Source organism: Streptomyces sp. NPDC033216 (assembly GCF_055577115.1).
This window is the reverse complement of record NZ_JBVIQK010000007.1, coordinates 67,588-94,356: the sequence shown is the minus strand read 5'-3', so window position 1 is coordinate 94,356 and position 26,769 is coordinate 67,588. Positions and strand designations below refer to the sequence as shown.

The following is a 26,769-nucleotide window of genomic DNA, read 5'->3' as shown; positions in this document are numbered from 1 at the left end:
CGCGGCAGTCCGGCTCGGTCGACGGCCCCACCAAGGACCGTCGGCCTGTTCCGTGTCATGGCAGGTCACATGCCCGATCGCAGCCCGTCGGCCGCTGCCTCGACCACGGTCGGCCCGAGTCGGCTGATCCGTACGTTCGAAGGCCGAGCCGCAGACCCCCAGAGCTGCGGCTCTGTCCGGCCGACTTCGCCGAGGGGCGCGCTCCGCCGGGGGAGACGCAGGGACACGGGCCCGCCGGGGCGTCCGGCCGGATGCCCGCCAGAGGCGTCAGGAGGAGGACCCGCACGGCGCCAGCGGTGACCCGATGGCGGTGTGGCAGCAGGCGGGGAGGTGGGGCGGCGGGGTCCTCCCCTCGGTTCGGTTCTCCGTTCCCCGCCGTTACATCTGGAGGAGCCCGTGTCCGAAGGCCTCGGCCGCTGCCCCTCGTAGCAGGACCCCCCTCCTTCTCGTGTCCGGCCGCCACCAGACCCGAGACGCCGATCGCCGTTTCGTGGACCGTCCGGCACCACCGCGCCGGCCGAAGGCGGGGCGATCCGCCTCTTCCGCACGGAGTTCGCGCAGTCCCCAACCGGAGTCCTCGACCGAATTGCCGAGGAGCCCGGCGAGCCGTACGTACTTGTCGAGGAGCCCCGGAGCGTACTGCCCGGCGCTCAGCAGACCGGTGGCCGGGAGGTGGGCGGTGGCCGCTCCGCCAGGTCACGCCCGGGGGTGCGGCGGCCCCGCCGAATGGCGGTGGAGAGGACGATCGGCCGCTCCCCGGATGTCCGGCCGCCTGGCTGTCCGGCTGGCGGGGTGTCGGCCGTCGGGCTGGCGCGCGGGGTGTCGGCCGTGAGCGTCGCCCGGCCGGGTCCCAGGACGACCGACCGAGCACCCCGCGTACTGCGCAGGAGCGGTGTCGGCTCACCTCTGTCCTGTGATCTCGTCGCCGTCCGCGCAGCCGCTCCGCCGCCGTGCGGCGACCCTGTCCGAGGTGCGAGCGCGCGAGCGCGTCTCGCCTTGGCCGGGAGCGCCGGGGCGGGTCGAACCGGCCGCACGGGCACCGAGGACTTTCGCTCCCCGCTCCTTCCGAGGCGCCGCCGTCGTCCGCGCGAGAGAGCCGGCGGCGCCGGCCGAACGCACACGGCGCCTCCGACGGCCGGCAGTAGCTGAAGGGGCTTGCATCGGTCCCGGAGCGCCACCGGTGGTGCTGCCGGCCTGCGATGCCGCCCCGTGCGGGGCTTCGCCCCGGCCGCCGGTTTTGTCGGCGCCGCTTCCGGAAGCGGCGACCCCGGCTTCGGCTGGGGCCCCAGCCCTTGCCCCGACTCCGGCCCGGACCCCGGTTCCGGCCCCGACTTCGGCCGCGGTCCCGGTTTCGGCCCCCGCTACACCCCCGGCTTCGGATGCGGCTTCGATGCCGGCGTCGCACGGAAGGTCGGTTCCTTCTTCGGCTCCCGGCCCGCGCACCTGCCGCTCGGCCCGCAGGCAGCGTCGGACCGATTCGGGGTCGAGACCCTCGTTGCATGCCTCGTGCAGGAGGCGGGCGAAGAGGTAGCTCGGATCCGCGCCCAGGGCCATGGCGAGGGCCTCGCGGGCCTCGAGTTCATCACCGCTGGACCAGGCGACCCAGCCGGCGAGGGTGAGCGGGGCCGCCGCGTGCTCGCCGTAGGGGCCGACGCAGCGGCGGGCCAGCGCTCGCCAGAGACGCAGAGCGGGTGCCGCCTCCTCGCCCTCCATCCACTCGGCCGCGCGGTCCCGCGTCGTCCGGTCCTGGAGGCCGAGAATGAGGGCCGCGGCTTCGTCGCAGGCCAGGAGTTCGTCGTCCCGCCGGTCCGCGGGGAGGGCGCCGGCCACCGTGGGTGCCTCGGCGAACCTGCGCATCACGCGCGCGGCCAGTGCGATGGTCTCCTCCGCGACGGCCGCGCGACTCGGGTCGCGGAGCATCTTCGGGACCAAATCCATGCCCGCGGTGTCGAGGGCCACCTCCTGTTCCACGGCGGCGCCGGTCTCCAGCGGAAGCAGCCGGGCCCGCAACTCCCGCAACGTGCCGCGGACCTGGATACCGGCGTAGGTGGCGGCCGCGGCCAGCACGGATGTGCCCGGCAGGCCCATCGGCACTCCTTCGACGGGGCAGCAGCCCTCGCCCGAGCAGCAGTACGACCAGAAGCGGCCGTCCGAGATGCACAGCGCCTCGATCACCGGAATGTCGAGTCGACCGCATTCGACTCGCAGGGTGTGTGCGAGCGGCTGGAGGCGCTCCCTCACCCGTCGGCCCGTCTCGCCCTTCGCCGGTTCCTGGCAGAGGTAGGCGACGATCTGCGCGGGACGGTCTCCCCTGCGTTCGCAGCCGATCACGAGTCCCTGTGCCAGTTGCCGGGCCACCGCCGGCCAGTCGTCCGGGTTCGCCGGGATGCCGAGACGGGCCCGGCCGCCGAACCTGCCCCTCGCGCCGCGGCCGTGGAGGGCGACGAGCACGATGCTGTCCTCGGGGCGGTACCCGAGCAGGTAGGGCAGGGCGTCGGCCAGCTCGGCCGGGGTGCGCAGGGTCACCTGGTGCGCGGCGGGGCCTCCGTCGTACGCAGGGCGTCCGTCGTACGGGACATGGCCTTCGTAGGCCGCCTCACGGTCGTGCGCGGTGGTCGTGTCGTCGTACGCGGCGGCCTTGTCGTCGTATGCGGCCTGACCACCGTACGGACCGTATCCGGGATGCCCACCACGTCCGGCGATGTCGCCGTTTTCGAAGGATCCGGCCGTTTCGCTGTGATTCGTCATGAGCAGACGATCTCGCGGACGACAAGGTTTCGGTTGCCCCTGTGGATAAGTCCGATCAGGGTCACGACATTGCCTCGAGAGCGCCGGACCTGCTCAGCCATGGAGACCGTCAGGGAGCCTGACAAATACGTCATTGACGTTTCTAAGCTCCTAGGCGTCAAGAGCTGAGGACACCTGATGCCCCATCAGCCTGCGCGGGCCGAACCGACTGCCCCCGCCCGGGACCGGCCTGCGTGACGCCCTCCACGAACTCCGTACGGGAGCCCCATGATTCAGACCCGCTGCCTCACCGCAGCTTCCGCGTCGAAGGAGAGACCGTCGACGCCGTGCGCGGCCTGGACCTCGACATCGAGGCCGGCTCGGTGGTCGCCTTCCTCGGCCCGAACGGCGCCGGGAAGACCACCACCCTGCGGATGCTGACCACCCTGTTGCCCGCGTCCTCGGGCACCGCGACCGTCGCCGGGCACGACGTCCTGACCGATCCGGCCGGAGTGCGGCGCCGCATCGGCTACCTCGGTCAGGGCAACAGCGCCGGCACCAATAGTTGCGCACCCCGAGCGGCGACGCCCGGCTCCCCGTCCTGCTGCGCGAGCTGGAAGCAGCCGGCGTGCCGGCGCTGTTCGTCCGGCTCGCCCGCCCCACCCTCGACGACGTCTTCCTCAGCCTGACCTGCCGCACCCTGCGGGTGAACACGGACGCCCCGACCGCCACGGACCACGGAGTCCGCTCATGAAGGTGATCACCGACACCCGGACCGCGTTCGCCCGCGAGCTGGGACCCGAACTCCGGCAGCCCGCAGGCCCGCTCTTCACGATGATGCTGCCCTTCCTCTTCCTCGGACTCTTCGCACCCCTGCTCCGCGGATCGGAGGCGGCCGGCGCAGGGCCGGGCACGGGCTCCCCCTGGCAGTGGTTCGTACCGGGCATGCTGGTTCTGCTCGGCCTCTCCTCCACCGCCGGGGCCGGCGCCTCCCTGCTCGACGAGATGTCCTCGGGCGTCTTCGAGCGCATGCTCGTCACTCCGATCGACCGGGCCGCGATGCTCGTCGGCCGGTCCCTGAAGGAGGTCGTTGTCCTGCTGACGCAGGCCCTGCTGATCCTCTTATTGCTGCTGCCGACCGACTTCCGGCTGCGCCCGGCCGGCGCCCTGGCAGGGCTGGCCCTGCTGACCGTCTTCGGCGTCGGGATCGGCGCCCTCCCTTCACCCTGGCGCTCCACTCCCGCAAGCGGCGGACCCTCTTCTACGGGGTGCAGCAGGTCGTCTTCTTCCCTCTGCTGCTGCTCTCCGGGATCCTGCTGCCCATCACCGAGCCCTCGGCACCGGCCTGGCTGTACGTCCTCAGCCGGATCAACCCGGTGACGTATGTCGTCGAGGCCGAACGTGCCCTGTTCGACGAACGGTTCACCGAGTCGAGCGTGCTCTACGCCCTCGTGGCGACGGTGGCCGTCGCCGTGCTGGGGGTCGCGGCCGGCATCCGCGGCATGCGCAACGCCACCCTGTGACGCCGCAGCGAGCATCCCAAGGAGCACCCGTGACAGCTCGAGGCCGGCCCCGCACCGTGGACCTCTGGTTCGACCCCGCCTGCCCGTACACCTGGCTGATCTCCCGCTGGCTGACGGAGGCGGCCCGGGTGCGCCCGCTGCACCTGCGCCGCCACCTCATGAGCCTGACGCTCCTCAACGAGGGCCGCGACGACGATCCGGAGGGGGACCCCGGGAACCACCTCATGGTTCCGGTGCGCATCGGTACGGCGGGCGGCACCACGGGCAGGAGGCCCTGGCACGCTTCCACACCGCACTGTGGGACGGCCGCGACACCGCCGACCACGACACCGACGGCCCCGATTCCGCAGGGAACGTCAAGAAGTGGATCAACGATCCGGCCGACGCCCTGACCGGCGCCGCGCTGCCGGCCGCGCTGGCGGCGGCCGGCTCCTCCACCACGTACGACGCGGAGCTGCGGGCCTCGCACGCCGAGGCAGTCCGGTTGCTCGGTCCACGCACCGGGACGCCGGTGGTCGCCACCGCGGACCCGGCGGCCCCGGACCACCCTCCGGTGGCCTTCTTCGGGCCGGTCCTCTCCCGGGTGCCGAGGGGCGAGGCGGCGGGCGGCTGTGGGACGGAACGCTCCTGGTGGCCTGCACCCCTGGCTTCCACGAGTTATAGGGACCGCCCGCCGACCCGGATCCGGACGTCTGCGGCCGGGACGATCCGACGTGACGGACTCGCGGCCCCTCGCATCGGTGTACGGGCCTACCGGACCGACGGAACCTTCGCCCCCAGCCTCGGATCACCGCTTCGAACCGTTCGAGCACCGCCTCGGGGCGGTGCCCCACCCGCCGCGCACGCGTGCGGACCAGCTTCCGGCTGCCGGAGCTTGGCATACCGTCGAGAGGGTAATTCTCCGCGCGGCCGAGGTGAGGTGAATCCGTCTTGAGGGCACACATCCCGTATCTCCTGGCCGCGGCCAGCACGGTGGTCACCCGCCGGGTCGACGCACGCTTGTACGGCTACGATCTGACCGTGCGTCAGTACGGGCTCCTCGCGCAACCCTCGCTCGAACCCGAGCTGACCATGGCGGACCTGGCCCGCCAGCTCGGCATCGCCCGTCAGTCGGTGCACCAGTTGGTCAACGAGCTGGTCGAGGCGGGGCACGTGCGCCGGCGCCCCGGCTCCGACGACCGTTCGCGCCGACTGGAGATCACCGACACGGCGCGCTACCTGCTGCACCGCATCGACGGGCCGCTGGAGCGGGTGGAGACGGAGCTGCTCGGCGATCTGACCGCGGACGAGACCGAGACGCTGCGCCTGCTCCTCCAGCGCGTCCTGGCCCACGCCACCGACGACGAGGCGTGGCTTTCCGGCCGCTGACGGCGGCTCGACCGACAACGGCCCGGCGACGGCGACGTCGAGGTCCTGCACGCTGAAACCCCGGTCGCTGCTCAGTAGCGGCGGCCTGTACATCCAGTGCGGACGCGCGGCGCAGTTGACCGCCAGGTCGGCCGGGACGGTGCCCGTGAAGGCCACGCCGAGAGCGTCGGAGCAGGAGACAGGCCGTGCGAGGCCGACCGAGACCGCGCCGTGCCGCCCACGCCGCCGTCACCGGGTGCCACGGCATCGGTCTTCGTCGTCCATGGCGAGAACCGGCAGAGTCTGACCACGTCCAGCGGTCTCGGCCGTCCGGATGCCGCTGGTGCCGCTCCGGGCGTACGGCGTTCCCGGCGCACGTGGTGCCGCTGGGGCCGAACGGCGTCCGGGGTGCGCGCCCGCCGCAGAGGTACCGGGCCGGGCGCACGCACCGTCACGCCTCGGACGGGAGGGGAAACTCATCCCGCCGCGGCGAGGACCAGCGGGAGGACCTCCGCGCTGCCCGCCCGACGGAGGAGGCGGGCCGCGACCGCGAGGGTCCATCCGGAGTCGGTGTAGTCGTCGACGAGCAGTACGGGACCGGGAGAGGCCGCCAGGGCGCCGGCCAGTTCCTGCGAGACGGTGAAGGCGTCCGAGAGCGCCCTGAGCCGTTGAGCGGAGTTGCTGCGACGTACCGCGTGGGCGCCGCCCTGGCCGGTGTACGTCAAGGTGCCCAGGAAGGGGAGTCGGCCGATGGTCGCGATGCCCTCGGCGAGGGAGCCGACCAGCTGGGGGCGGGCCAGGGACGGGACGGCGACGACTCCCACAGGTCGCGCCGACGTGTCGGGGGCGTTCGCTGCCCAGCCGCCCGGAGAGCGCGCCCAGTCGGCGAGGACGGCCACCGCGGCCTTCAGGACCTCGTCGGGTACGGGCCCGTCAGGGGCGTTCTCGGCCAGCAGGGGGCGCAGCCGGTTGCCCCAGCCGATGTCCGAGAGACGGCCCAGGGCGCGCCCGGTGGAGCACTGCTCGCGGGCGGGGATGCGTCCCTTGAGGTCGATACCCAGGGCGGGCATGCCGGTCGGCCACATCCGGCGCGGCTCGACCTCCACCCCGGGGCGGTCCAGTTCCTTCGTCGCCCCGGTGAGGGCCTCGGTCGAGACCGAGGAGCCGATCCAGGCACCGGCGCAGTTGTCGCACCGGCCGCACGGGACCGCTCCCTCGTCGTCCAGCTGCCGGCGCAGGAACTCCATCCGGCACTCGGTCGTGCTCACGTAGTCGCGCATGGCCTGCTGCTCGGTCGCCCGCTGCCGGGCCACCCAGGCGTACCGCTGGGCGTCGTACGTCCAGGGCTGCCCGGTGCTCGCCCAGCCGCCCTTCACCCGTTTGACGGCTCCGTCGACGTCGAGGACCTTCAGCATCGTCTCCAGCCGGGTGCGTCGCAGGTCCACCAACGCCTCCAGGGCCGGCACGGACAGCGGTCGCCCGGCGTCGGCGAGCGCCGAGAGAGTCTGGCGGACCTGTGCCTCGGGCGGGAAGGCGGTGTCGGCGAAGTAGCGCCAGATGGCTTCGTCCTCCTTGCCGGGCAGCAGCAGCACCTCGGCGTGCTCCACACCTCGGCCGGCACGGCCCACCTGCTGGTAGTAGGCGATCGGCGAGGAGGGTGAGCCGAGATGGACGACGAATCCCAGGTCCGGCTTGTCGAACCCCATGCCCAGCGCGGAGGTCGCCACGAGCGCCTTGACCCGGTTCTCCTGGAGGTCGGCCTCGGCCTGGAGACGGTCGGCGTTCTCCGTGCGACCCGTGTACGAGTCCACCGTGAAGCCGCGCTGCCGCAGGAAGGCGGTGGCCTCCTCGGCCGCGGCGACCGTGAGGGCGTAGATGATTCCGGATCCCGGCAGCTCGTCCAGGTGCTCGGCGAGCCAGGCCAGGCGGTGCGCGGCGTCGGGCAGCCGGACGACTCCGAGCCGGAGGCTCTCCCTTTCCAGCGAGCCGCGCAGCACCAGTGCCTCGCCGGCGCCGGTACCCAGTTGCTCGGCCACGTCGGCGGTGACCCGCGCGTTGGCCGTCGCGGTGGTGGCCAGGACGGGCACTCCGGGGGCGAGATCCCCCAGCATGGCCCGCAGCCGACGGTAGTCGGGGCGGAAGTCGTGGCCCCAGTCGGAGATGCAGTGCGCCTCGTCGACCACCAGCAGACCGGTCGTGGCCGCCAGCCTGGGAAGCACCTGGTCGCGGAAATCAACGGAGTTGAGGCGTTCCGGGCTGACGAGGAGAACGTCGGTCTCGCCGTGCTCGACCTCCTTGTAGATGGTCTCCCACTCCTCCGGATTGGCCGAGTTGATGGTGCGTGCCCGGATGCCGGCCCGCTCCGCCGCCTCGACCTGGTTGCGCATCAGTGCCAGCAGCGGCGAGACGATCACCGTCGGTCCGGAACCGCGCCGGCGCAACAGAGCGGTGGCGACGAAGTACACCGCCGACTTGCCCCAGCCGGTGCGCTGCACCACCAGTGCCCGTCGGTGCTCCTCGACCAGGGCCGCCACCGCCTGCCACTGGTCCTCCCGCAGCCGCGCCCCCGGCACACCGACCAGCTCGGCGAGGATGGCATCTGCTTCGGTGCGGAGCTCCAGGTTGTCCATGCCCCCATGCAACCCGATGGCACTGACAATCGGCCACCTCACCCTGCGTGAGCGGTCGCGTCCGCGGGGGTACGGCGCAGCGGGGGCGGCCCGGAAGGCGACCGCCTGCGTGTCTGCGGGGGAACGCCGCCTCCCGGGCAGGTGGGTGTGCGGGTGTCCGGCCGGCACACGCGTCACCCTGCGCTCATGGGGTAAGGATATAAGACACTCTCCGCCACATAAGGGTCGGTGGCCCCAATTGCTCGTTGCCGCATCCAAGTTCGACAGGAAGAATTGAGTTCCGCTCCCCGCACGGCTCGCCCGTGGCCCGGCAGGGCTCTGCTGCGGTGTGCGCGCCCCCGAATCCGACCCGCCCGCAGGTGTGGGCCGTAGCCGAAGGGAGGCTCGTGACCCTCGGAATCGCTCCGTCATCGGCATCGTTGTCGACGTCCACGTCCGCCGCTTCCGCCAACCGCTTGCTCGAACCCGCGGAGTGGGCTTCGGCCGGCATCCCGCTGTTGCGCAGCCCGCGGGAGGTCGTCAGCGGCCTCCACGCACGGCATCGGCCCAGGCCTGCCACCGCGATCGTGGCGGTGCTCGATCCGGACGAACGGTTGCTGGCCAGCGCCTCGTTCACGCGACGCCAGGCGCAGGCCGACGGCTGGATGTTCCGCAACGCGCTGCTCGCCCAGTTGCGCCGGGTCATCCCGCACGATCTGCGGCGCCGTACGCCGGTGCGCACAGCCGTGCTGCTCTACTGCCGTGAGGGCGACGCCCGCTGGACGGAGGAGGACGGCGCCTGGATGTGGGGTCTGCGGGACGCCTGCACGTTGCACGGGCTGCGCTGCGGGGCGTACATCACCCTCACCCGGGACGGCTGGCAGGTTCTCGGCGAGGGCCGCGGGGGCCGCCGTCCACACGCGGATTCGCCGCCGGAGCCCTTCGCGCTGTCCGAGGCGCCGCCGCCGTTGCCGCGGACCGGCGGCGCAGCCTCGGAGGTGCTGCGCCGCGCGGCCGCCCGCTGAGAGGCTGCCGTCCGCTGACTCGGCAGAACGATCCGCCCTTGCCGCTGAGGGTCCCGAGAGACCTGGCATCCACATTTCCTCGGGGAACCGGGTGCCCGGTGCCGTGTCGTGCCGCAGGGTCACGGGCGCCGGCACCGCCCGTGACGACGTCCGGGCGCGGGACCACACGCAGACGCGTCCTGGCCGCATGGCACCAGGGGCCCGTCCGCGTACGCCGAGGCGGCGCACCCGGACACCCCCGGCCCCGCACAGGCGAACACCCGTCGTGGAGGTGCCGCGGAGCGGCGCCTCCCGCACCCGGGCACTCTCGGGACGACCGGGGGTGGCTCAGATGCCCGTGCCCAGCACGGAGTTGATCTGCTGCGGGTCACCGCAGACGATCAGCAGGGCACCGGCCCGGGCGTGGGCCGACGGGAGGGCGGAGGCGACAAGGGCTCCGGTCCCGCCGTTGACGGCGACGACGACCACGGGACGCACCGCCGCTCGTTCCAACGCGGCGGCGTCGGCGTAGAAGACGTCGTCCCCCGTGTCGTGCTGTGCCCAGTAGGAGGCCTCACCGAAGGACAGTTCGTGGGCTGCCCAGGGGTGCTGTTCGCCGGTGGTGACCACCAGTACCTCACCGGGGGCGCGGCCCGACTCGAGCAGCAGGTCGACGGCCCCTTCGGCGGCGTCCAGCGCGCCCTCGGCCGAGGCCGGGATCAGCTGGATCTGGACAGTCGCCGGAGCGGACACGGAGGCGGAAGCGGCAGGGGTGGCCGGGGTCGGAGGCCCGGGCGTGGCGGCCACATCGCGCGGCGCGCGCTGCACCGGTGGCGTGGGCCGGACAGGACCTGGACGACCGGGGCGCGACGGAGCCGCAGGACGGGGGCCGGGTACGGGTCGAGGGGTCGGCGCGGTGCGGCCGCTGGCCGGAGTGGCGCGCGGACCCTGGGCACTCTCGTGAATCTGAGGCTCCTCGGGAATGAGAGGCATGGGCTGATATCTATCAAACATTCGTGCGGCTCGCGCCAGTAGGTGGCACATCAGTGCGAGCGGAATCGTCAGAAGTCGAAGCCGAGCTGGCCCTCGATCTTCGGAACGCTTCCGTCCGCCCAGCTGCGGGCCTTCTTGAGGTGCCGCCACTGGGGCAGCGCATCAAGATACGCCCACGACAAGCGGTGGTACGGGGTGGGGCCCCGCTCCTCCAGTGCGGCCTTGTGGACGGGTGACGGATACCCGGCGTTGTCCGCAAAGCCGAAGTCTGCATGCTCGCTACCCAGTTCGGCCATCATTTTGTCGCGCCGGACCTTGGCGAGCACCGAGGCCGCCGCGACCGCCACGCAGGACTGATCACCCTTGATCACCGTGCGGACCCTCCAGGGGTCGCCCAGGTAGTCGTGCTTCCCGTCGAGGATCACCGCCTCGGGGCGGACCGGCAGGGCGTCCAGAGCACGCACCGCGGCGAGCCGCAGAGCGGCGGTCATCCCCAGGTCGTCGATTTCCTCCGGCGAGGCGTGCCCCAGGGCGTACGAGGTCACCCACGTCGCCAGTTCCACGGCGAGCTCGTTGCGACGCTTGACGGAGAGGAGCTTGGAGTCGGTGAGGCCCACGGGAGGCCGGCGAAGTCCGGTGACCGCCGCGCAGACGGTGACGGGACCGGCCCACGCACCGCGGCCCACTTCGTCGACACCGGCGATGATCTTGGCCCCGGTCGTGGCGCGGAGGGAGCGCTCGACGGTGTGAGTAGGCGGTTCGTACGGCATGGCGGCCTTAGCCTACGCCGCCCGGATCCTCTCGCGACACCCCGGTCGGATCCCCCACGACACCCCGGTCGCCAGGACAGCCCGCCGCGGTCACCCAGGGACGCCCGCTCGCCCCCCTCAGCCCGCGTCCGGCCGCAGGAGCGGCAGCATGAGCTGGTCGATCAGCTCCTCCACCTCCCGATCGATCCATTCGCTGCCGCACATCTTGGACCGGTACATCATCATGGCCGGAATCGCGTCCAGGACATAGCCGTTCGCGGCATCGGCCCTCACCTCACCTCGCTCTATTCCACGGCTGATGACCTCGCACAGCAGTCGCACGGTCGGCTCGACGACCCCTTCGACGATCAGGGTATGGAAGCGCTCCGCCTGACGCGGATCGCACTCGTGAATGATCGAGCGCAACGCGAAACCAGGCCGTGAATACATGGCGTCGCGTGCTCTGAGCGCCAGGGCCAGCAGGTCCTCACGGACGTTCCCCAGATCGGGCACCGGGCCCAGCCGCGGCAGTCCGGCCCGGAGGGCGTCGGCGACGAGATCCTCCTTGGAAGGCCAGCGGCGGTACACGGCCGCCTTGCCGGTCTGGGCTCCGGCCGCCACACCTTCCATCGTGAGGCCGTTCCACCCGACCGTGCCCAGTTGCTCCAGGGCGGCGTCGAGGATCGCGCGTTCGAGGACGACGCCGCGCCGGCGGGAGGAGGCCGCCTGAGCGGGAGCGGCCGTCCAGCGCGAAGTAACCATCTGTGTGTCTCCAGCGAGCGGGGTGAGCGGGGGCTCGATGCGGGGAGCGCGGCGGGGCGCCGTGCGGAGCGGTGAGGGACACGCCGGGGAGCGCTATAAGTGAACGCTTGCGTTCACTACGGGCGACTGACTACCGTTGACGCGGCAGTGAACGTCACCGTTCACTAAGGCACTTGTGGGGGACCCATAGTGACGACCTCTCCGTTGATCCAGGACCAGAAACCGGGCGCGGCCCGCCGGGAGGGACATCCCGGCATCGCGCTCACCGTCATCGCGGCGTGCCAACTCATGGTGGTGCTCGACGCGACGATTGTGAACATCGCACTCCCGCACATTCAAGAAGCGCTCGCGTTCAGCACCACGGACCTCACCTGGGTGGTCAGCGCCTACACCCTGACCTTCGGCGGTCTGCTCCTGCTCGGTGCCCGCGCCGGTGACATCCTGGGCCGGCGCCGGGTGTTCATGACCGGCATCCTGCTGTTCACCTTCGCCTCGCTGCTGGGCGGCCTGGCCCAGGAACCCTGGCAGTTGCTGGCGGCGCGCGCCCTCCAGGGGGTCGGAGGCGCCATCGCCTCGCCGACCTCGCTGGCGCTCATCACCACCACCTTCCCCGAGGGCCCGGAACGCAACCGGGCCTTCGGAGTCTTCGCCTCGGTGTCCGCGGGCGGAGGAGCCATCGGTCTGCTGGCGGGCGGCATGCTCACCGAGTGGCTCGACTGGCGCTGGGTGCTCTTCGTCAACCTGCCCATCGGCGCCCTCATCGCCGTCCTCACCCCGTTGTACATCGGGGAGTCCGAACGACACCCCGGACGTTTCGACATCGCGGGTGCCCTCACCTCCACGGTGGGAATGGCGTCCCTGGTCTACGGCTTCATCCGGGCCGCCGAGGACGGCTGGCGGGACGAGGTGACCCTCGCCGCCTTCGGGGTGGCCCTGGCGCTGCTGATCGCCTTCGTGTTCACGGAGATGCGCGCCAAGGAGCCGATCACCCCCCTGAGGATGTTCGCCGACCGGAATCGCTCCGGTACCTACGTGATCATGCTGAGCCTCGCCGCGGCCATGTTCGGCATGTTCTTCTACATCGTCCTGTTCGTGCAGAACGTGCTCGGTTACAGCCCGATCAAGGCCGGGCTCGCCTTCCTCCCCGTCACGGTCGCGATCGCCTTCGGCGCGGGTCTGTCGCAGCGGTTCCTGCCGGTCCTCGGCCCCAAACCGTTCATGCTCGCCGGCTCCTCGCTGGTGGTGGTCGGGCTCGTGTGGCAGACCTTCATCAATCCCGACAGCTCCTACCTCGGCGGGGTGCTCGGACCGATGGTGGTGTTCGGCTTCGGGATGGGCCTGAACTTCGTCACAGCGACGGTCACCGCCGTGTCCGGCGTCGACCAGCACGAGGCGGGCGCCGCGTCGGGTCTGCTCAACGCCACGCAGCAGGTGGGGGGTTCGATCGGACTGGCCCTTCTGACCACCGTCTTCGGTTCGGCCAGCACCGACGAGGCGGAGAAGCAGTTGCCGAAGTTCCTCGCCGAGGGATCGGCGCAACAGAAGGCCGAGTTCGCCGCGACCCACCAGTTGCCCGCTCCCTGGGGACATGAGGTTCTGGCCCACGGGATCTCGACGGCCTTCATACCGGCCGTCGCGATGGCCGCGCTCGCCGTGGTGATCTCCGTGCTGGTCATCCGCGTCCGCAAGAGCGATCTGGAGGCCCTGTCGGGCACATCGGGCCCCATGATCGGCTGAACGGAAGGGCGCGCGGGCCGGCCGCGGACCGTCGTCGACGAACCTCGTGGGCGCACGTCCGCGGCCGCTCGCCCGGCCTCGGACGCCGCCCGAACCGACCCGCGCAGGCACCCGCCCGCCGAACACCCCCGCCGACATCGCGGACAGCAGGACGACCACCCACACCACGAACCTCATGAGCACCCCCGCACCTCCCCTCCACCACGACCGCCCTGCCCTCTCCCCGCTCCCGCGCTCACCGCTCGCGCAGCGGACACCCGGACAACGCACCACCGTTCACACAGAGTTCCCGCCGACCACCCTGTGTTGCCACTCGCGGTTCTTCCAAGGGCAGGCGGAGTCCGCTCGGTACGCAGAGACGGCACCCCTCAGGCGGGCGTCGGCACCCAGGCCGGCAGGGCCTCCACCCGCTCCACCCAGGTGGCGGGAGGCGCCCCGGTCCTTCCCGAGGCGATGACACCGCCCACGATGGCGCAGGTCGTGTCCACGTCCCCGCCGGCCTGAGCGGTGGTCCAGAAGGCCTCCTCGTAGTCGCCGAGGGAGCGGGCCGCGGACCAGAGCGCGAAGGGCACGGTGTCATGGGCCGTCGTACGCCGTCCGCAGCCCAGCACCGCCGCGACGGTGCCGGCGTCGCCGTAGTCGAGCATGTCCCGGGCGCGCCGCAGCCCAGCGGTCACCGCGCTCCTGGGGATGAGACCGATCACGCCCTCCAGGAGCGCGTCCGGGCTGGGCGGACCTCCCGGCCCGCCGGCCAGCGCCGCGGCCGCGGCGACTGCCATGGCGCCGACCACTGCCTCCCTGTGCTGGTGCGTGGGGTAGGCGGAGATCTCCGCCTGGTGGGTCGCCTGCTCGGGGTCGTCGGCGTACCAGGCGCCCAGGGGAGCGATCCGCATGGCGGCGCCGTTGCCCCAGGACCCCTGGCCGTTGAACAGTGCGGCGGCGAGTTCGCGCCAGTCGCCGCCTTCCCGGACCAGCCTCAGCAGTCGGTTGACGGCGGGACCGTAACCACGGTCGAAGTCGTGGTGCGCGGCGAAGGAGTGGGCCAGGGCGTCCTGGTCGATTCGTCGGTGGGCGGCCAGGACGGCGACGACGGAGCAGGCCATCTCCGTGTCGTCCGTCCACTGCCAGGGGCCGGGCGGCAGTTCCCGGTGCTTCAGCAGCGGATAGTGCGCCGGCACGAAGAACTGCGAGCCCAGCGCGTCCCCCGTCGCGAGTCCGCGCAGGGCCGACAGGGCGCGCCTCAGGCGTCCCTCGGGGGAGGAGTCAACGGTCATCGCTCTGCCACTCTCCAGTGATCCCGTACGGCTCCGGATCTCGCCAGCGGTTGAAGGGCCGGTCGAGGGCGTACTTGCCGTCGTCCCCGAGAACGAGCATCCGCATCTCGGCGTTCCCCGGATTCGACAGGGACTCGAACTCGGCGACCGTCCAGTGGAACCAGCGCATGCAGAACAGCCGCATGGCCAGGCCGTGCGTCACTATCAGCACGTTCGGCGGATGGTCGGGCGCCTCGAAACTGCGGAACAGGCTCTCCAGGAAGCCTCCGACCCGGTCGTACACGTCCGCCCCGCTCTCGCCCTGGGCGAAACGGTAGAAGAAGTGTCCGTAGGCGTCGCGGTAGGCCTTCTGGAGGCGGACGTCGTCGCGGTCCTGCCAGTTCCCCCAGTCCTGCTCCCGCAGCCGGGGCTCCTCCCGCACGCGTATGCGGCCGCGGTCGAGGTGGAAGGCGCGGAGGGTCTCATGCGTGCGCCGGTAGGGCGAGACGTACACGCTGACCTGCTCCTCGCCGAACACCTCCCGCAGCCTCCTGCCCGTCTCCTCCGCCTGCTGCCGGCCCCGCTCCGTCAGGGCCAGCGCGTGGTCGGGTTCCCGCTCGTAGACGGTGTCATCGACATTGCCCATCGACTCCCCGTGCCGGACAAGGACGATGCGCCGTGGTCTTGCCATGCGAAAACACTAGATCGAGTGGCGGCCGATCGAGCACTCGCACGGCCTCCATACGGCGTAGGTCACACGAAACCCGCACGCGGGAGGGGCGTCAGCCCACACACCACCGGCAGGTCCGGGCTTCAAACTATCCAGGTCGGTTCCAGCTCGACGATGTCGCCGGTGAGGGCGGAGACGTCCGCTTCCGTCTGTGCGCGCAGGGCGAGCCGCTCCACTCGCTCGGTGCGGTACTTGCCGTGCTCGGCCTGCGAGCGCCACATCGACAGGACCAGGAACTCGTGTCCCGGCGCCTCGGCGAACAGGCCGCGGATCATGCCGGGCGAACCGGCCATGGCCGGGTTCCACACCTTCTCCTGCATCAGGGTGAAGTGTTCGGCGCGTTCCTCGTGGACCCGGCACAGGGCCACCCGCACCAGGTCGGAATCGGTGAAGCGGGGTTCGAAGCCCGTCTTCACGTCGAAGCGGTAGTCGAACAACCGGACCCGGGCGTCCTTGAAGGTGCCCGCCTGGGCGGTCGCGAGCCGGTCGTGGGAGCGCGCCATGAAGGAGTCGTAGAAGGCGCGGCTCTCCCAGAAGGCGAAGACGTGCGCGACCGAGGGCCGTCCCCTGCTCCAGCCCCCGCCCTGTCCCCGAAATCCCGGCTCCCCCAGAAGCCCCGCCCACTTCCGCTGCCCCCGCTCGAAACCGCGGCGGTCCACCACGGTGCAGCGAATCCACTTGACCAGCACCGCGCCATGGTAAGGCCAGCGGACGTGGCGTCGGTCACTCCTGGACGCCCGGCATCCGTGCGTGCTGTCACACGCGCGTGGCAGGATGGACAACCGGCCCTGATGGGCGGCCATTTCGGCGCGACAGCAGACGGGGACGGGGAGGGGAAGACCGGTGAACGGCCTCAACAAGGGGATCCGCAAGGTCGAGATGGCACTGAAGTGGGACCCGAGTCCGGCGGGCGAACCGCCGACCGACCTGGACATAGTGGCCGGGACCTACCTGGCGGACGACCCGCGGGGCGAGCCCGCCTACGTGGTGCACTTCGACAGCCGCTCTCCGGACGGCACCATCACGCTCAACCGTGACAGCACGGACGGCAGGGGCTTCGGCTGGGACGAGGTCATGACACTCGAACTCGACCGGCTGGACGCGCGGTACGCGCGCGTGGTGGTCGGCGTCGTCATCCAGCAGCGCCCCGAGGAGCGCACCTTCGTCAGCGTGCTCAATCCGGCGTTCCGGATCCGCGAGGGCTACACCGTGCTGGCCGAGGACGACTTCGGCGGCGTGCTCGGCGCGACGGCCGCCACGGTCGCGGAGTTCGTGCGCGACCCGGCCGACGGCTGGTCGCTCCGCGACGGCGTGCAGGGCTACGAGGACGACCCGGCGACCTTCACGAGGATCATGGGCCGACTGCGCCGGTCCTGATCACCGGGAACGCACGAGGGCGGTGGAGCCGGAACCGGCTCCACCGCCCTCCGCCAGGTCGTCACACCTGGCCGGTGCTACTCGGGGTCAGCTGCAACCGCTGGTCGAGCCGCAGCCCTCGCAGATGTAGCAGGAACCGGCGCGCTGCATCTTGGTGCCGCAGGAGAAGCACAGCGGAGCGTCGGCCTGGATGCCCAGCTGCATCTCCACCAGCTCGGCGCTGGTGTGGGCCTGCTGGGGGGCCGGCTTGGCGGCCTCCACCTCGGCCTTGGGCGTGGCGACGGCCTTCAGCTCCTGGGCGCGCGGGGCCGACTGGGCCAGACCCTCGACGTCGACGTCCTCCTCGGACGGCTCGTACGAACCGGTCTCCAGGTGCCGCTGACGCTCCTCGGCGGAGTGGATGCCGAGCGCGGAGCGGGTCTCGAAGGGCAGGAAGTCGAGCGCCAGGCGGCGGAAGATGTAGTCGACGATCGACTGGGCCATCCGCACGTCGGGGTCGTCCGTCATGCCGGCCGGCTCGAAGCGCATGTTGGTGAACTTCGAGACGTACGTCTCCAGCGGGACGCCGTACTGAAGGCCGACGGAGACCGCGATGGAGAAGGCGTCCATCATGCCCGCGAGCGTCGAGCCCTGCTTGGACATCTTCAGGAAGACCTCGCCGAGACCGTCGTCCGGGTAGGAGTTGGCGGTCATGTAACCCTCGGCGCCACCGACCGTGAACGACGTGGTGATGCCGGGGCGGCCCTTGGGGAGACGCTTGCGGACCGGGCGGTACTCGACCACCTTCTCGACCGCGGTACGGATGGTCTCCTCGGCCTTCTCCGCGATCTCGACCTTCTCCTTCTCCTTGGTCTTGGCGGAGAGGGGCTGGCCGACCTTGCAGTTGTCGCGGTAGATCGCGAGCGCCTTGACGCCGAGCTTCCAGGCCTCGAAGTAGATCTCCTCGACCTCCTCGACGGTGGCCGTCTCCGGCATGTTGACCGTCTTGGAGATGGCGCCGGAGATCCACGGCTGGATCGCGGCCATCATGCGGACGTGACCCATCGGGGAGATGGCGCGCTCGCCCATGGCGCAGTCGAAGACCTCGTAGTGCTCCTGCTTGAGGCCGGGGGCGTCGATCACATTGCCGTGGTCGGCGATGTGGGCGACGATCGCCTCGATCTGCTCCTCCTGGTAACCCATGCGGCGCAGGGCCTGCGGCACGGTGCCGTTGACGATCTGCATCGAGCCGCCGCCGACGAGCTTCTTGAACTTGACCAGGGCGAGGTCGGGCTCGACACCGGTGGTGTCGCAGGACATCGCCAGACCGATGGTGCCGGTCGGGGCGAGCACGGACGCCTGGGAGTTACGGAAGCCGTTCCTCTCGCCGAGGCGCAGCACGTCCTGCCAGGCCTCCGTGGCCGCGGCCCAGACGGGGCTGTCCAGGTCGTCGATGCCGACGGCCTTCTGGTTGGCGTCGGAGTGCTGCTTCATGACGCGGTTGTGGGCGTCGGCGTTGCGGGCGTAGCCGTCGTACGGACCGACGACCGCGGCCAGCTCGGAGGAGCGGCGGTAGGCCGTACCCGTCATCAGCGACGTGATGGCGCCGGCCAGGGAGCGTCCGCCGTCCGAGTCGTAGGCGTGGCCGGTCGCCATCAGCAGCGCGCCGAGGTTGGCGTAGCCGATGCCGAGCTGGCGGAACGCTCGGGTGTTCTCGCCGATCTTCTGGGTCGGGAAGTCCGCGAAGCAGATCGAGATGTCCATCGCGGTGATGACCAGCTCGACCACCTTCTGGAAGCGGTCGGCCTCGAAGGACTGGTGGCCCTGGCCGTCGTCCTTGAGGAACTTCATCAGGTTCAGCGAGGCGAGGTTGCAGGACGTGTTGTCCAGGTGCATGTACTCGCTGCACGGGTTCGACGCGGTGATCCGGCCGGACTCGGGGCAGGTGTGCCAGGTGTTGATGGTGTCGTCGTACTGGATGCCCGGGTCCGCGCAGGCCCAGGCGGCTTCGGCGATCTTGCGGAAGAGCGACTTGGCGTCGACCTCCTCGATCACGTCGCCGGTCATCCGCGCACGCAGGCCGAACTTGCCGCCCTGCTCGACGGCCTTCATGAACTCGTCGTTCACGCGGACGGAGTTGTTGGCGTTCTGGTACTGGACAGACGTGATGTCGTCGCCGCCCAGGTCCATGTCGTAACCCGCGTCGCGCAGGACGCGGATCTTCTCCTCCTCCTTGACCTTCGTCTCGATGAAGTCCTCGATGTCGGGGTGATCCACGTCGAGGACGACCATCTTGGCGGCGCGGCGGGTGGCACCACCGGACTTGATGGTGCCGGCGGAGGCGTCGGCGCCGCGCATGAAGGAGACCGGGCCGGAGGCGTTGCCGCCGGAGGAGAGCAGCTCCTTGGAGGAGCGGATGCGGGAGAGGTTCAGGCCGGCGCCGGAGCCGCCCTTGAAGATCATGCCCTCTTCCTTGTACCAGTCGAGGATCGACTCCATGGAGTCGTCGACGGACAGGATGAAGCAGGCGGAGACCTGCTGGGGCTGCGAGGTGCCCACGTTGAACCAGACAGGGCTGTTGAAGCTGAAGATCTGGTGCAGGAGGGCGTACGCCAGCTCGTGCTCGAAGATCTCGGCGTCGGCGGGCGACGCGAAGTACCTGTGGTCCTCGCCGGCCTTCCGGTACGTCTTCACGATGCGGTCGATCAGCTGCCTGAGGCTGACCTCGCGCTGCGGGGTGCCCACGGCACCCCGGAAGTACTTGCTGGTGACGATGTTGACCGCGTTCACCGACCAGAAGTCGGGGAACTCGACGCCACGCTGCTCGAAGTTGACCGAGCCGTCGCGCCAGTTGGTCATGACGACGTCACGGCGCTCCCAGGCCACCTCGTCATAGGGGTGCACGCCGGGGGTCGTGTGAATGCGCTCGATGCGCAGGCCCTTGGTCGCCTTGGCGCCCTTGGCTCGGGAACCCCGTGCCGGACCGCTCGCCGTCTCTGTCATGCCGCCTCCCTGTACGGGCGAAAACGCCCTGAAATGCCACTTTGTTCCCGTGACACGGTGTTCTGTCTTGTGCTGCGGGCACCACTCGCTACGCCCGCAACAGGTCTTGGTCCGCCGCCGGCCGGATCCGGAGCTGCCGTTCCGGAACCGGCCCGCCGGTCAGTCGGCGGAGTGGGCGGGCTCGGGAACCTGCGCGGTTCCTCCGCGCCCGCCGTCGTCTTCCCGGCTCCCCGCGACAGCGTCTTCCACTTCCCCGGCGCCCTCGCGGTCTCCGTCGTCCGCGACGGGGTGTGCCGTCTGCCTGAGTTCCGCGATCGCGGCCTCGAAGTCGTCGAGCGAGTCGAACGCCCGGTAGACGGAGGCGAACCGCAGATAGGCGACGAGGTCCAGCTCCTGCAAGGGGCCCAGTATGGCCAGCCCCACGTCGTGGGTGGTCAGCTCGGCGCTCCCGGTGGCCCGCACCGCTTCCTCGACCCGCTGGCCGAGCTGGGCGAGCGCGTCCTCGGTCACAGGCCGTCCCTGGCATGCCTTGCGCACGCCGTTGATGACCTTGGTGCGGCTGAAGGGCTCGGTGACGCCGGACCGCTTGACCACCATGAGCGAGCACGTCTCCACGGTCGTGAAACGACGGGAGCAGTCAGGGCACTGGCGGCGCCTGCGGATCGACGTGCCGTCGTCGGTCGTACGACTGTCGACCACGCGACTGTCGGGGTGCCGGCAGAAGGGGCAATGCATGGTCCATCCCTCCTCACAGCAGTCTCAATGGCCCCGCCGGGCCTCACCGGCCCCTCGAAGCAGCCCTCAGCATAGGCGATCCCAGAGGATGCGAAGTCCAGGGGGACCACAACTTGTGGGCCGCTGGGGATATCCAACCACTAGATATGGGGCTCGGCTCATTCACCCAGGCTGTGACGCGTGTCGCGCCGACGGCCTTCACCGGCCGCGGTCCCGCGGTCACTGCCAGCACGCGATGCCCCCTGTTCCCGACTCGCCGTACGCGCGCGTACGGCCCTGTCACGGGGTGCGCACGGCGCTACCGTGAGCGCCAGGAGGAGGAGTGGTGGGACTCTCGCGCAGAGCCGGGCCCGGTTCCCGGCCGGCGGGAGGGTGGATGGCAGACTGGGGCCGCACCCCACGAGGCCGTCGGCCCCGGCGGGGAGGATACGACAAGCAGCCCTTCCGTCCGGGCGGGCAACGCGTCAGCCATACACCCAGACACATGATCAAGTCACGCTGTCCCCGCTTTTTCACTCGAACGTGTGTTTGGCGCAACCTTTCGAAAGCCACTACCGTTGTCCAGCAGGGAGACAACCGAGAGGGGCCGACGTGACCACCACCGCAGACAGCGCCACCATCACTGCCCAGGACCGCTCCCAGGGCCGACCCGAGCCGGTGCATGCGATGAACGAACCCATGAACCCGGAGGGGCCCAAGCGCTCCCTGCCGGGCCGACCTCCAGGCATCCGGGCGGACAGTTCGGGGCTCACCGACCGTCAGCGTCGGGTGATCGAGGTCATCCGGGACTCCGTGCAACGTCGCGGATACCCCCCGTCGATGCGGGAGATCGGCCAGGCGGTCGGCCTGTCCAGCACCTCGTCGGTCGCACACCAGCTGATGGCGCTCGAGCGCAAGGGCTTCCTGCGCCGCGACCCGCACCGTCCGCGCGCGTACGAGGTGCGGGGGTCCGACCAGGCCGCGGCCGTGCAGCCCACGGACACCGCCGGCAAGCCCGCCGCGTCGTACGTCCCGCTGGTCGGCCGCATCGCCGCCGGTGGCCCGATCCTCGCCGAGGAGTCGGTCGAGGACGTCTTCCCGCTCCCCCGGCAGCTCGTCGGCGACGGTGAGCTCTTCGTGCTGAAGGTCGTCGGTGACTCGATGATCGAGGCCGCGATCTGCGACGGCGACTGGGTCACCGTCCGCCGTCAGCCGGTCGCGGAGAACGGCGACATCGTGGCCGCCATGCTGGAGGGCGAGGCCACCGTCAAGCGTTTCAAGCGCGAGGACGGCCATGTCTGGCTCCTCCCGCACAACGCCGCGTACGAGCCGATCCCCGGCGACGACGCGACGATCCTCGGCAAGGTGGTGGCCGTCCTGCGCCGCGTCTGAGAGCGGCGGCGGACAACCCTTATCGACCGCCTCCCTGACTGGGCCCCGGGATCCCTGCGCCGATTCCGGGGCCCTGTGCTGTCGCGACCCGCTCGCCGACAGGACCCGCCGACGAGGGCCTTCCCCTGACAGGGGAGGCCCTCTTGCCCATGCCTGCCGACCGCTAGGCCTCGGTCTGCCGTGCCGCCGCGTCGATCGCCGACAGCGATCTGCGGACCTGGTCCGGGTCCGTCGTGAACCAGAAGTCGGGCATCGACGCCTTCAGATAGCTGCCGTAGCGGGCCGTCGCGAGCCGCTGGTCCAGCACGGCGACGACACCGCGGTCGCCCGACGCACGGACGAGCCGGCCAGCGCCCTGGGCCATCAGCAGCGCGGCATGGGTGGCCGCGACCGCCATGAAGCCGTTGCCGCCCGCCTCCTCCACCGCCTTCTGGCGCGCGCTCATCAGCGGGTCGTCCGGACGCGGGAACGGAATCTTGTCCATCACCACCAGCTGACAACTGGGGCCGGGCACGTCGACGCCCTGCCAGAGCGACAGCGTGCCGAAGAGGCAGGTCTTCGGGTCCGCCGCGAAGTTCTTGATCAGCTCGCCGAGCGTCTCCTCGCCCTGCAACAGGATCGGGAACTCGGGGAGGCGGGTGCGCAGCTCCTCCGCGGCCAGCTGGGCGGCGCGCATGGAGGAGAAGAGACCGAGGGTCCGGCCGCCGGCGGCCTGGATCAGCTCGGTCAGCTCGTCCAGCATGTCGGCGCGGTCGCCGTCGCGCGCGGGGCGGGCCAGGTGCTTCGCGACGTACAGGATGCCCTGCTTGGGATAGTCGAAGGGGGAGCCGACGTCGATGCCCTTCCACTGCGGGACGTCCTCGCCCTGGGTGCCTTCCGGGGCGAGCCCCATGGAGGCTCCCACGCCGTTGAAGTCCCCGCCCAGTTTCAGGGTCGCCGAGGCCAGGACCACGGAGCGGTCCGTGAAGAGCTTCTCCCGCAGCAGACCCGAGACGGACATGGGGGCGACGCGCAGGGAGGCGCCGAAGCGGTCGTGCCGCTCGTACCAGACGACGTCGTACTCGGAGCCGTTCACGATGCGCTCCGCCACGTCGTGCACGCTCTCCACCGAGGCCAGCGCCTGCTTGCGGACCGAGTCCTCGTCCTGGACGGACTTGTCGCGGGTCGCGCCGATCCCGGAGATGACCGTGCGGGCGGCGTCGCGCAACGCCATCAGGGCGTAACCGAGATCTTCCGGGATCTCCTCCAGGCGGCCCGGAAGGGCCAGCTCCATCAGCCGTTCGAAGCCCTCGGCGGCGGTCTGGAGCTGGTCGGCGGCTTTCTCGTTGACGAGCTTCGCCGCGCGGCGTACGGCCCTGTTGACCTGGCCCGCGGTCAGCTCGCCGGTCGCCACGCCGGTGACGCGCGAGACCAGCTCGTGTGCCTCGTCGACGATCAGCACCTCGTGCTGGGGAAGGACGGGAGCGCCCTCGATGGCGTCGATGGCCAGCAGCGCGTGGTTGGTGACGACCACCTCGGCCAGTTTGGCCCGCTCCCGGGCCAGCTCCGCGAAGCACTCGGCTCCGTAGGCGCATTTCGTGGCGCCGAGACACTCGCGGGAGGAGACCGAGACCTGGCCCCAGGCGCGGTCGGAGACTCCGGGTGTCAGGTCGTCCCGGTCGCCGTTCTCCGTCTCGTCGGCCCAGTCGCGCAGCCTCAGCAGGTCCTGGCCCAGTTTACTGGTGGGCGCGGCCGCCTCGAACTGGTCGAAGAGGCCCTCCTCCTCGTCCTGGGGCATGCCCTCGTGCAGCCGGTGCAGACACAGGTAGTTGGACCGGCCCTTGAGCATCGCGAACTCCGGGCGGCGGCGCAGCAGCGGATGCAGCGCGTCGACCGTGCGCGGCAGGTCGCGCTCGACGAGCTGGCGTTGCAGCGCCAGGGTGGCGGTCGCCACGACGACTCGCTCCCCGTGGGCGAGCGCGGGCACGAGGTACCCCAGCGACTTACCGGTGCCGGTGCCGGCCTGGACCAGCAGGTGGGAACCGTCGTCGATCGCCTCCGCGACGGCTTCGGCCATGGTCACCTGGCCGGGGCGCTCCGTGCCGCCGACGGCGGCGACGGCAGCATGCAGGAGTTCGGGGAGTGAGGGCTTCGTCATAGCGCGACCACCCTACGGGGCGGCACTGACAAAGGTGTCCTCACGGGGGGCGGGACGGACACGATCACGACGGTGTGCCGCCCGGCCGACGGGGTGATGGCGCCGGTTTCCGTTCGGGAGTGAACGATCGGGCCCGCATGCGGCCGACCGGTGACCGGGGAAGTCGTCGTGAGGTCACAACAGATCACGCAGCACCCGTTCCCGGATCATGAGGGCGGCTCGCTTCGCGGGCAGGCCGACCTCCGCGGAGAACCGGAAGCCGGCGGTCAGGAAGGCCGCGATCGACGGGGTGTTACGGAGGTCGGGTTCGGCGACGACCCGCGCACAGCCGGGTCTCCTGTCCAGTACGAGATCGGCGACCGCCCTGAGCAGTACGGCGCCGAGCCCTCGGCCCCGGTCGGCGACGCCACCGAGGAGGACGTGGATGCCGGTGTCGTGAGGGCGGGCCGGGTAGAAGCGGGCCAGAGGATCGAGGTCCGCCCGGTAGATCTCCCAGTAGCTCATGGGGGTGCCCTCCAGGACGCCGAGGCACGGCACGCTGCGGCCGTCACCGGCGAGCTGGCGGCGCAGGTGCGCCGCGGTCACGTCCTCGGGGCCGGCCAGTTCCCAGAAGGCCGCGACCGCGGGGTCGTTCATCCACCGGGCGATGCGAGTCAGGTCCCTCTCGATCCGGACGGGGAGGAGGTGGAAGGCTCCGGCGGGGGTGGCCGCCCGTCCCCAGGCGCCGACGTGGTCGAGCAGCTCCCCGGGGACCCCGCGGCCCCTCCCGCCCGCCACGGCCGTGATCTCGGGCGCCTCTCCTGCGAGCGAGGTGAGGAAGCCGTCGGGCAGACGTGAGTCCAGCGTCTCCTGGGCGTCGGTGGCGGGCACGGATCGGCTCCTGTCGGAAGCGGCGGTTCAGAGGTGGAGGGGGTTGGCGATGGTGACGTACACGGACTGGGTGTCGACCGGGCCGACGAGTTCGTCCAGGCCGTGGAGGCGGGTGAGGAGATTGGCCTTGCAGCGCAGGACGGGTGAGTCGAGCAGACGGGCGGGCAGGGAACTGCGGGGCCGACCGGGGCCGATCCCGGAGAGCGCGTCGGTATCGGTGAGGAAGCGCCGGAAGGCGGCGAGCAGCATCCGCTCGTCGGCGAGACGCTGGGATCCCAGAGCGCCGACGAGTCCCAGTACGTTGTTGATGCCGAGGTAGTAGGCGAAGCGCTCGTCGGTCACCTCGTCCGGGACGAAGGTGTCACTGGCCGCGCCGATGCCGGGCAGTCGGGCCTCCAGCTCCGCGCGGCGGGACGCGCGGAAGTAGTAGCCCTGGTTGTCGCGATAGCGGCCGCCACGGGGCCAGCCGTCGGCGTCCAGCAGGACCAGTGTGTTCTGTTGGTGCGCCTCGAGTGCGATGCCCGCCTCGCCGTCGAGCCACAGCACGGGTCGTACGACCTCCCGCAGGTAGCGCAGGAACCACTCCGCGGTCACGGTCTGGCGCGGCCGGCCCGTCGCGGCGGCGAGACGCGCGACGATCGCGGCGAGCCGGGAGGGTGCGGAGCCACCGCCTTCCGTCCGGGGCGGGTCCGGGCGGGGCGCGACGAGTCCGGCGAGGCAGGAGACGTCGTCGGCCGGAGCGAACGGGTTGTGCCGGATCATCACGTCCAGGCCGGCCACGGGACGGCCGTCCGGCCCGTCCACGGCCAGCCAGGCCGGGTCCCGGACGATGTCGAAGCCCGGATGGGCCGCCCGCCACCGCTCACCGAGGCCGGTGCGCAGCAGGCGGTGGACCTCGACTCCGCGGTGCAGTTCCTTGCGGAGGTTCTCGCGGCGGGAGTTGGTGATGCGCAGTCCGAGCGAGAGTTTGAGCATCGCCGGTGCGCCCGGGCGGTGAACGGTTCGTACGGAGGAGGTGGGGTGCCACGGGAGGCCGTGGGCACCGAGGTCCCGGAGCAGCCCGGCGTCGAGCAGGGCAGCGACCTCGGGACGGTGGCGGGCCTCGCGAAGCTGCCAGGGGTGCACGGGCAGGGCCGCGTGCCCGTCGGGCAGCGGCAGTCGTTCGCCGGCGAGGCGGGCCGTGAGCACCTGGGCGGGGAGGGGACGGCCGCGCTCGGTCCACGCCGAGTCGGCGGCCAGGAGCCGGGGCGCGACGGCCAGCCAGTGGAGGGGGAAGGAACCGTGCGACTCGGGTGAGTACAGCCCGGCTTCGGATTCGGAGAGACCTTCGCGGCTCTTGGGGGTGGGATGGAGGGGGTGCCCGAGCGTCAGAGCCTGCTCGGCGGAGAGGAACAGGTCGGCCCGGTCCGGGGGTCGTTCCCGGTGCGCGCTGACGAAGGCGGCCGTGCGGCGCACGGAGTCGGCGACACGGGCGACGAGGTCGACGCCCTCCGCCGTGCCACCGGGGAGGGCACTCGCCGCGTGGCGGGAGCCGACCGGCACGACCTCGGGCCTCCCGTGCGGCCCGGCCGCCTCACGGCTCAGCAGGGCCGCGACCACGACCGCGTCCGCGGGCGCGCAGTGCTCGGGGGCGTGGGCCAGACGGGGAGGCCCGAAACGGTGCCAGCCGGTGGGCGACCAGTAGCGGACGGGGACGAGGAGCCCGGTGCCGGTGGCGGGCAGCGGGATCCTCAGAACGTCGTCCTCGGGAGCGGGCAGGCCGCTCTCGCGGACCCAGCAGCGCAGCAGGTTCTCCACCGCCGCCGCCTGCGCCGCCCGGTGGGGGTCGGGGTGGTTCAGCGGGTCGGCCGTGGTGTCCTTCTC

At 71.3% G+C, this 26,769-nt stretch carries 21 protein-coding genes and 1 pseudogene; 9 read left to right on the top strand and 13 right to left on the bottom strand.

Annotated features, from left to right (window positions below; all coding sequences use genetic code 11):
- Positions 1–900: 900 nt before the first annotated feature.
- On the bottom strand, positions 901–2,748 hold the full coding sequence (locus ACZ5Y0_RS15935; protein WP_469129255.1) for a DUF4192 domain-containing protein: 1,848 nt from the start codon (positions 2,746–2,748) through the stop codon (positions 901–903).
- A 281-nt stretch (positions 2,749–3,029) separates the two neighbouring features.
- Here ACZ5Y0_RS15935 and ACZ5Y0_RS15930 point away from each other — a divergent pair.
- From ACZ5Y0_RS15930 to ACZ5Y0_RS15910, 5 genes and pseudogenes are all read left to right on the top strand, one after another.
- Positions 3,030–3,269: pseudogene (locus ACZ5Y0_RS15930) on the top strand (ATP-binding cassette domain-containing protein); the annotation flags it as partial.
- A gap of 726 nt (positions 3,270–3,995) precedes the next feature.
- Positions 3,996–4,250 (top strand): ABC transporter permease, encoded by a 255-nt coding sequence (locus tag ACZ5Y0_RS15925; protein WP_469129254.1) that lies wholly within the window; start codon positions 3,996–3,998, stop codon positions 4,248–4,250.
- Between the two features lie 29 nt (positions 4,251–4,279).
- A complete protein-coding gene (locus ACZ5Y0_RS15920; RefSeq protein WP_469129253.1) occupies positions 4,280–4,642 on the top strand; it encodes a DsbA family protein in 363 nt (120 codons plus the stop codon).
- On the top strand, positions 4,525–5,184 hold the full coding sequence (locus ACZ5Y0_RS15915; RefSeq protein ID WP_469129427.1) for a mycothiol-dependent nitroreductase Rv2466c family protein: 660 nt from the start codon (positions 4,525–4,527) through the stop codon (positions 5,182–5,184). Before ACZ5Y0_RS15920 ends, ACZ5Y0_RS15915 begins: the two co-directional genes overlap by 118 nt.
- Positions 5,181–5,618: a MarR family winged helix-turn-helix transcriptional regulator gene (locus ACZ5Y0_RS15910; protein ID WP_469129252.1), complete on the top strand. Its 438-nt coding sequence runs from the start codon at positions 5,181–5,183 to the stop codon at positions 5,616–5,618. The genes ACZ5Y0_RS15915 and ACZ5Y0_RS15910 overlap by 4 nt, the downstream gene beginning before the upstream one ends.
- A 455-nt stretch (positions 5,619–6,073) precedes the next feature.
- On the opposite strand, the gene ACZ5Y0_RS15905 is transcribed toward ACZ5Y0_RS15910, so the two are convergent.
- Positions 6,074–8,227: a RecQ family ATP-dependent DNA helicase gene (locus ACZ5Y0_RS15905; protein WP_469129251.1), complete on the bottom strand. Its 2,154-nt coding sequence runs from the start codon at positions 8,225–8,227 to the stop codon at positions 6,074–6,076.
- Between the two features lie 386 nt (positions 8,228–8,613).
- Between ACZ5Y0_RS15905 and ACZ5Y0_RS15900 the strand changes: the two genes are divergently transcribed.
- Positions 8,614–9,231: a hypothetical protein gene (locus tag ACZ5Y0_RS15900; protein ID WP_469129250.1), complete on the top strand. Its 618-nt coding sequence runs from the start codon at positions 8,614–8,616 to the stop codon at positions 9,229–9,231.
- A 327-nt stretch (positions 9,232–9,558) separates the two neighbouring features.
- Here the strand turns inward: ACZ5Y0_RS15900 and ACZ5Y0_RS15895 are convergent, their stop codons facing one another.
- The 3 genes from ACZ5Y0_RS15895 to ACZ5Y0_RS15885 all read right to left on the bottom strand — a co-directional run bounded on the left by ACZ5Y0_RS15895 (position 9,559) and on the right by ACZ5Y0_RS15885 (position 11,714).
- Positions 9,559–10,203 (bottom strand): hypothetical protein, encoded by a 645-nt coding sequence (locus tag ACZ5Y0_RS15895; RefSeq protein WP_469129249.1) that lies wholly within the window; start codon positions 10,201–10,203, stop codon positions 9,559–9,561.
- Positions 10,204–10,271: 68 nt separating this feature from the next.
- Positions 10,272–10,973 carry a ribonuclease HII gene (locus ACZ5Y0_RS15890; protein WP_469129248.1) on the bottom strand — a complete coding sequence of 234 codons (702 nt, stop codon included), beginning with the start codon at positions 10,971–10,973 and terminating at the stop codon, positions 10,272–10,274.
- Positions 10,974–11,090: 117 nt separating this feature from the next.
- Positions 11,091–11,714: a TetR/AcrR family transcriptional regulator gene (locus tag ACZ5Y0_RS15885; protein WP_469129247.1), complete on the bottom strand. Its 624-nt coding sequence runs from the start codon at positions 11,712–11,714 to the stop codon at positions 11,091–11,093.
- Positions 11,715–11,903: 189 nt separating this feature from the next.
- Here ACZ5Y0_RS15885 and ACZ5Y0_RS15880 point away from each other — a divergent pair, with 189 nt between their 5' ends.
- On the top strand, positions 11,904–13,451 hold the full coding sequence (locus ACZ5Y0_RS15880) for an MFS transporter (RefSeq protein ID WP_469129246.1): 1,548 nt from the start codon (positions 11,904–11,906) through the stop codon (positions 13,449–13,451).
- Positions 13,452–13,819: 368 nt separating this feature from the next.
- Here ACZ5Y0_RS15880 and ACZ5Y0_RS15875 read toward each other — a convergent pair whose 3' ends face one another.
- The 3 genes from ACZ5Y0_RS15875 to ACZ5Y0_RS15865 all read right to left on the bottom strand — a co-directional run bounded on the left by ACZ5Y0_RS15875 (position 13,820) and on the right by ACZ5Y0_RS15865 (position 16,123).
- Positions 13,820–14,725, bottom strand: coding sequence for an ADP-ribosylglycohydrolase family protein (locus tag ACZ5Y0_RS15875; protein WP_469129245.1), 906 nt, complete (start codon positions 14,723–14,725; stop codon positions 13,820–13,822).
- Positions 14,715–15,395 carry a histidine phosphatase family protein gene (locus ACZ5Y0_RS15870; RefSeq protein ID WP_469129244.1) on the bottom strand — a complete coding sequence of 227 codons (681 nt, stop codon included), beginning with the start codon at positions 15,393–15,395 and terminating at the stop codon, positions 14,715–14,717. Before ACZ5Y0_RS15870 ends, ACZ5Y0_RS15875 begins: the two co-directional genes overlap by 11 nt.
- Before the next feature lie 122 nt (positions 15,396–15,517).
- Entirely contained in the window at positions 15,518–16,123 is a 606-nt protein-coding gene (locus ACZ5Y0_RS15865) for a YdbC family protein (protein WP_469129243.1), read from the bottom strand.
- A gap of 154 nt (positions 16,124–16,277) precedes the next feature.
- On the opposite strand from ACZ5Y0_RS15865, the gene ACZ5Y0_RS15860 reads away from it, so the two are divergent.
- Positions 16,278–16,811, top strand: coding sequence for a TerD family protein (locus ACZ5Y0_RS15860; protein ID WP_469129242.1), 534 nt, complete (start codon positions 16,278–16,280; stop codon positions 16,809–16,811).
- A gap of 87 nt (positions 16,812–16,898) precedes the next feature.
- Here ACZ5Y0_RS15860 and ACZ5Y0_RS15855 read toward each other — a convergent pair whose 3' ends face one another.
- Complete coding sequence (locus ACZ5Y0_RS15855; RefSeq protein WP_469129241.1) at positions 16,899–19,793, bottom strand: vitamin B12-dependent ribonucleotide reductase; 2,895 nt, start codon at positions 19,791–19,793, stop codon at positions 16,899–16,901.
- Positions 19,794–19,952: 159 nt separating this feature from the next.
- Positions 19,953–20,528: a transcriptional regulator NrdR gene (gene nrdR, locus ACZ5Y0_RS15850; protein ID WP_469129240.1), complete on the bottom strand. Its 576-nt coding sequence runs from the start codon at positions 20,526–20,528 to the stop codon at positions 19,953–19,955.
- Between the two features lie 591 nt (positions 20,529–21,119).
- Here nrdR and lexA point away from each other — a divergent pair.
- Positions 21,120–21,899, top strand: coding sequence for a transcriptional repressor LexA (gene lexA / locus ACZ5Y0_RS15845; protein ID WP_469129239.1), 780 nt, complete (start codon positions 21,120–21,122; stop codon positions 21,897–21,899).
- Between the two features lie 163 nt (positions 21,900–22,062).
- Here lexA and ACZ5Y0_RS15840 read toward each other — a convergent pair whose 3' ends face one another.
- The 3 genes from ACZ5Y0_RS15840 to ACZ5Y0_RS15830 all read right to left on the bottom strand — a co-directional run bounded on the left by ACZ5Y0_RS15840 (position 22,063) and on the right by ACZ5Y0_RS15830 (position 26,745).
- Complete coding sequence (locus ACZ5Y0_RS15840) at positions 22,063–24,036, bottom strand: ATP-dependent DNA helicase (protein ID WP_469129238.1); 1,974 nt, start codon at positions 24,034–24,036, stop codon at positions 22,063–22,065.
- Positions 24,037–24,210: 174 nt separating this feature from the next.
- Entirely contained in the window at positions 24,211–24,906 is a 696-nt protein-coding gene (locus tag ACZ5Y0_RS15835; protein ID WP_469129237.1) for a GNAT family N-acetyltransferase, read from the bottom strand.
- A 27-nt stretch (positions 24,907–24,933) separates the two neighbouring features.
- The gene (locus ACZ5Y0_RS15830; protein ID WP_469129426.1) at positions 24,934–26,745 is read right to left on the bottom strand and encodes an IucA/IucC family protein; all 1,812 of its coding nucleotides are present in this window, start codon (positions 26,743–26,745) and stop codon (positions 24,934–24,936) included.
- Positions 26,746–26,769: the final 24 nt, after the last annotated feature.

Bases quoted from the DNA above. Each gene is read 5' to 3' on its own strand.
- ACZ5Y0_RS15935 (WP_469129255.1), bottom strand. From the start codon at position 2,748: ATGACGAATCACAGCGAAACGGCCGGATCCTTCGAAAACGGCGACATC.
- ACZ5Y0_RS15905 (WP_469129251.1), bottom strand. From the start codon at position 8,227: ATGGACAACCTGGAGCTCCGCACCGAAGCAGATGCCATCCTCGCCGAG.
- ACZ5Y0_RS15895 (WP_469129249.1), bottom strand. From the start codon at position 10,203: ATGCCTCTCATTCCCGAGGAGCCTCAGATTCACGAGAGTGCCCAGGGT.
- ACZ5Y0_RS15890 (WP_469129248.1), bottom strand. From the start codon at position 10,973: ATGCCGTACGAACCGCCTACTCACACCGTCGAGCGCTCCCTCCGCGCC.
- ACZ5Y0_RS15885 (WP_469129247.1), bottom strand. From the start codon at position 11,714: ATGGTTACTTCGCGCTGGACGGCCGCTCCCGCTCAGGCGGCCTCCTCC.
- ACZ5Y0_RS15875 (WP_469129245.1), bottom strand. From the start codon at position 14,725: ATGACCGTTGACTCCTCCCCCGAGGGACGCCTGAGGCGCGCCCTGTCG.
- ACZ5Y0_RS15870 (WP_469129244.1), bottom strand. From the start codon at position 15,395: ATGGCAAGACCACGGCGCATCGTCCTTGTCCGGCACGGGGAGTCGATG.
- ACZ5Y0_RS15855 (WP_469129241.1), bottom strand. From the start codon at position 19,793: ATGACAGAGACGGCGAGCGGTCCGGCACGGGGTTCCCGAGCCAAGGGC.
- nrdR (WP_469129240.1), bottom strand. From the start codon at position 20,528: ATGCATTGCCCCTTCTGCCGGCACCCCGACAGTCGCGTGGTCGACAGT.
- ACZ5Y0_RS15840 (WP_469129238.1), bottom strand. From the start codon at position 24,036: ATGACGAAGCCCTCACTCCCCGAACTCCTGCATGCTGCCGTCGCCGCC.